The sequence below is a fragment of the Streptomyces hokutonensis genome (assembly GCF_042751305.1).
In the GTDB taxonomy this organism is placed as follows: domain Bacteria; phylum Actinomycetota; class Actinomycetes; order Streptomycetales; family Streptomycetaceae; genus Streptomyces; species Streptomyces hokutonensis_A.
On the sequence record NZ_JBHYWD010000052.1, the window covers coordinates 9,830 to 12,528 of the forward strand.

Consider the following 2,699-nt stretch of genomic DNA (forward strand, 5'->3'; position numbering starts at 1 on the left):
CTGGCGCGCCCCACTCAGGGGCGGGCCCCCCCCCCCCCCCCACCCGCCCCCTGCCGGGGGGGGCACCGGGCCGCGCCGTTTGCCGCCCGGCATTCGACTGAGGGAAATCACTTCCCCTCAGTTTTCCCCCACGCACGGAAACAGCGAGGCATGACAAACACCGCCGTCCGCCCATTCCGCATAGACATACCCCAGGCAGACCTGGACGACCTCCACGAGCGTCTCGGCCGCACCCGGCTGCCCGACGCAATCCCCGGCACGGACTGGGAGATGGGCATCCCGGTCGACTACCTGGCCGAGCTGGCCGAATACTGGCGCACCCCCTACGACTGGCGCGCCTGGGAACGGCGGCTGAACGAACTGCCGCAGTTCACCACTACCATTGACGGCCAGAACATCCACTTCCTGCACGTGCGCTCGCCCGAGCCCGACGCTACGCCGCTGATCCTCACCCACGGCTGGCCCGGCTCGTTCGTCGAGTTCCTGCACGTGATCGGTCCCCTGAGTGACCCGCGCGCCCACGGCGGCGATCCTGCTGACGCCTTCCACCTGGTCATCCCGTCCATCCCCGGATACGGGTTCTCCGGCCCGGTCGCCGAACGCGGCTGGGACACCACGCGGGTCGCCTACGCCTGGGCTCAGCTGATGGCCCGCCTCGGTTACGACCGCTACGGTGCCCAAGGTGGCGACTGGGGCTCGTTCATCTCCCAGGAAGTCGGCCGCGTCGACACAGACCATGTCATCGGCGTGCACGTCAACTTCCTGATGACCAACCCTGCTGGCACACCCGGAGAGCTCGATGAACTCGGGCCCGACGACAAGGCCAGGCTCGAGCAGAACCGGCTGATCGAGGCCGACGGCCAGGGCTACCTCACCCTCCAGTCGACCCGGCCGCAGACCGTCGGGGTCGCGCTCGCCGACTCTCCGGCCGGGCAACTCGCCTGGATCGCCGAGAAGTTCAAAGAGTGGACCGACGGCACCCACCTACCGCAGGGCGCGGTCGACCGCGACCACATGCTCACGGACATCATGCTGTACTGGCTGACCAACACCGCCGCGTCATCGGCCCGCCTCTACTACGAGCTCAGCCACCCGCTGAAGGACCGCCAGCCCGAGCAGTCACCCGTACCCCTGGGCGTCGCCGTCTTCCCGTACGACATCCGGCCCATTCGTGCCCTCGCAGAACGTTCCTCCAACATCGTGCACTGGACCGAGTTCGACCGCGGCGGTCACTTCGCCGCCATGGAGCAGCCCGAACTCCTTGTCGGTGACATCCGCGCATTCTTCCGCGAACTGACCCGCTGAGTCATCTGGCCTGCGCCTCGCGAAGTTGGCACATCTGTCACGCCACCGGTCAGGCGCAGGCCGCCCCAGTCTTGGGTGTCGCAACCGCTTCGCACCCCGCATTCCTACGGGGCAGCCGTATTCGGCACCTCCCTCTGCGACCGTTTCGGCCCCTCCGAGGGCTCCTCCAGCCGCCGGTCAGACAGCACCCGGCGAACTCCCGCATGCTGGACCGGTCAACCTCCTTGCCCCAGCACATCGATCTGCTCCGGCACGGACTTCAGCCGGCAATGCGGCGTGGTCGACCAGGAACAACTACCGGGTAATCACCAGCAAACTGGTCGACATTGCAAAATGGCGATGGCGCAGCCAGGTCTCCGGCCGCTCGGCGCCGATAGGGCGAAGAGCGTCCGGAGACCTGGCAGGGTCCATCACCACCGCGTCGCCATCGACGACAGCGGCCACTGTGTTGTGAGCGCGGTCAGGCGGCGTAGGAGGCGAGCAGTTCGTTGTACTGCTTGGCAGCGGTGGCCAGTTCCTCGTCGGAGAGACCGAGGATGGTGCCGTACACCTTGAACATCGGCTGGATGTCGAACTGGCACAGCCGCAGGGTCGCCTCCCAGCTACCGAGAAGGCTTTCGACGGTGGCCTTGATCCAGCCCTCAGTGGTGTAGTCCTCGGCGTTGACGCCGGCGGTGACGGCGACGACGGCCTTCTTGCCCGCCAGTTGCTCGGGAGTGCCGTCCATGGTGAAGGCCCAGCCAAGGGTTAGAACCTTGTCCTGCCACAACTTGAACAGCGGGGTGGTGTGGTACCAGTACACCGGGTGCTGGAAGACGATCACATCGTGCTCCGCCAGCAGTGCCTGCTCGGCGGCGACGTCGATCTGGAAGTCGGGGTACGCGGCGTACAGGTCGTGCACGGTGACGTGGGGCAGATCGCGGACCGCGTCCACGAGGGCCGCGTTGGCCCTCGACTGGGACAGGTCGGGGTGGCCTACGACAAGGAGAACCTTGGACATGATGAAGAACCTTTTCGGTGATCAGTGAACTGGGTGAATGGATGCAGGTTGGTCGGGTGGGGCGGTCTGGAACTTCGCCAGGGCGTCAGTCCTTCGCGAAGTCCCGGGCCCGGGCTTAGCCGGGCGTAGGGACGCCGGGGTCAGCCGTCGGATCCTGGCCATGTCTGCCCGTCGTGGCGTTCGCCCGCGGCGGGTGTGAGGTTGCTCAGCGGTCGAGTTGCGGGCGCTGAGTTCGGCGGCGTCGGTGGCGGTGTTCTCTTCGCCACGTGAGACCCGGCGAATTCCGGGGAGCCTTGCCAGCGGGGGGTGCGGGTTGTCCCCCTCAGGCGTGGGTGTTGTCGTAGGCGAGGTTGTCGCCCAGTTCGCGGGAGGCTTCGGCCTGGGCGAGGAGTTC

Annotated in this window: 2 protein-coding genes; one reads left to right on the top strand and one right to left on the bottom strand. The window is 67.1% G+C overall.

Annotation, left to right across the window (positions count from 1 at the left end):
* Positions 1-150 precede the first annotated feature (150 nt).
* Positions 151-1,305, top strand: a complete 1,155-nt coding sequence (locus tag ACFXC1_RS51070; protein ID WP_381257311.1) for an epoxide hydrolase family protein — start codon at positions 151-153, stop codon at positions 1,303-1,305.
* 460 nt (positions 1,306-1,765) lie between these two features.
* On the opposite strand, the gene ACFXC1_RS51075 is transcribed toward ACFXC1_RS51070, so the two are convergent.
* Positions 1,766-2,305 carry an NAD(P)H-dependent oxidoreductase gene (locus ACFXC1_RS51075; RefSeq protein ID WP_381257313.1) on the bottom strand — a complete coding sequence of 180 codons (540 nt, stop codon included), beginning with the start codon at positions 2,303-2,305 and terminating at the stop codon, positions 1,766-1,768.
* Between the last annotated feature and the right edge of the window lie 394 nt (positions 2,306-2,699).

What these genes read in the sequence shown, in the direction of transcription:
- ACFXC1_RS51070 (WP_381257311.1), top strand. Translation starts at nt 151, where the DNA reads ATGACAAACACCGCCGTCCGCCCATTCCGCATAGACATACCCCAGGCA.
- ACFXC1_RS51075 (WP_381257313.1), bottom strand. Translation starts at nt 2,305, where the DNA reads ATGTCCAAGGTTCTCCTTGTCGTAGGCCACCCCGACCTGTCCCAGTCG.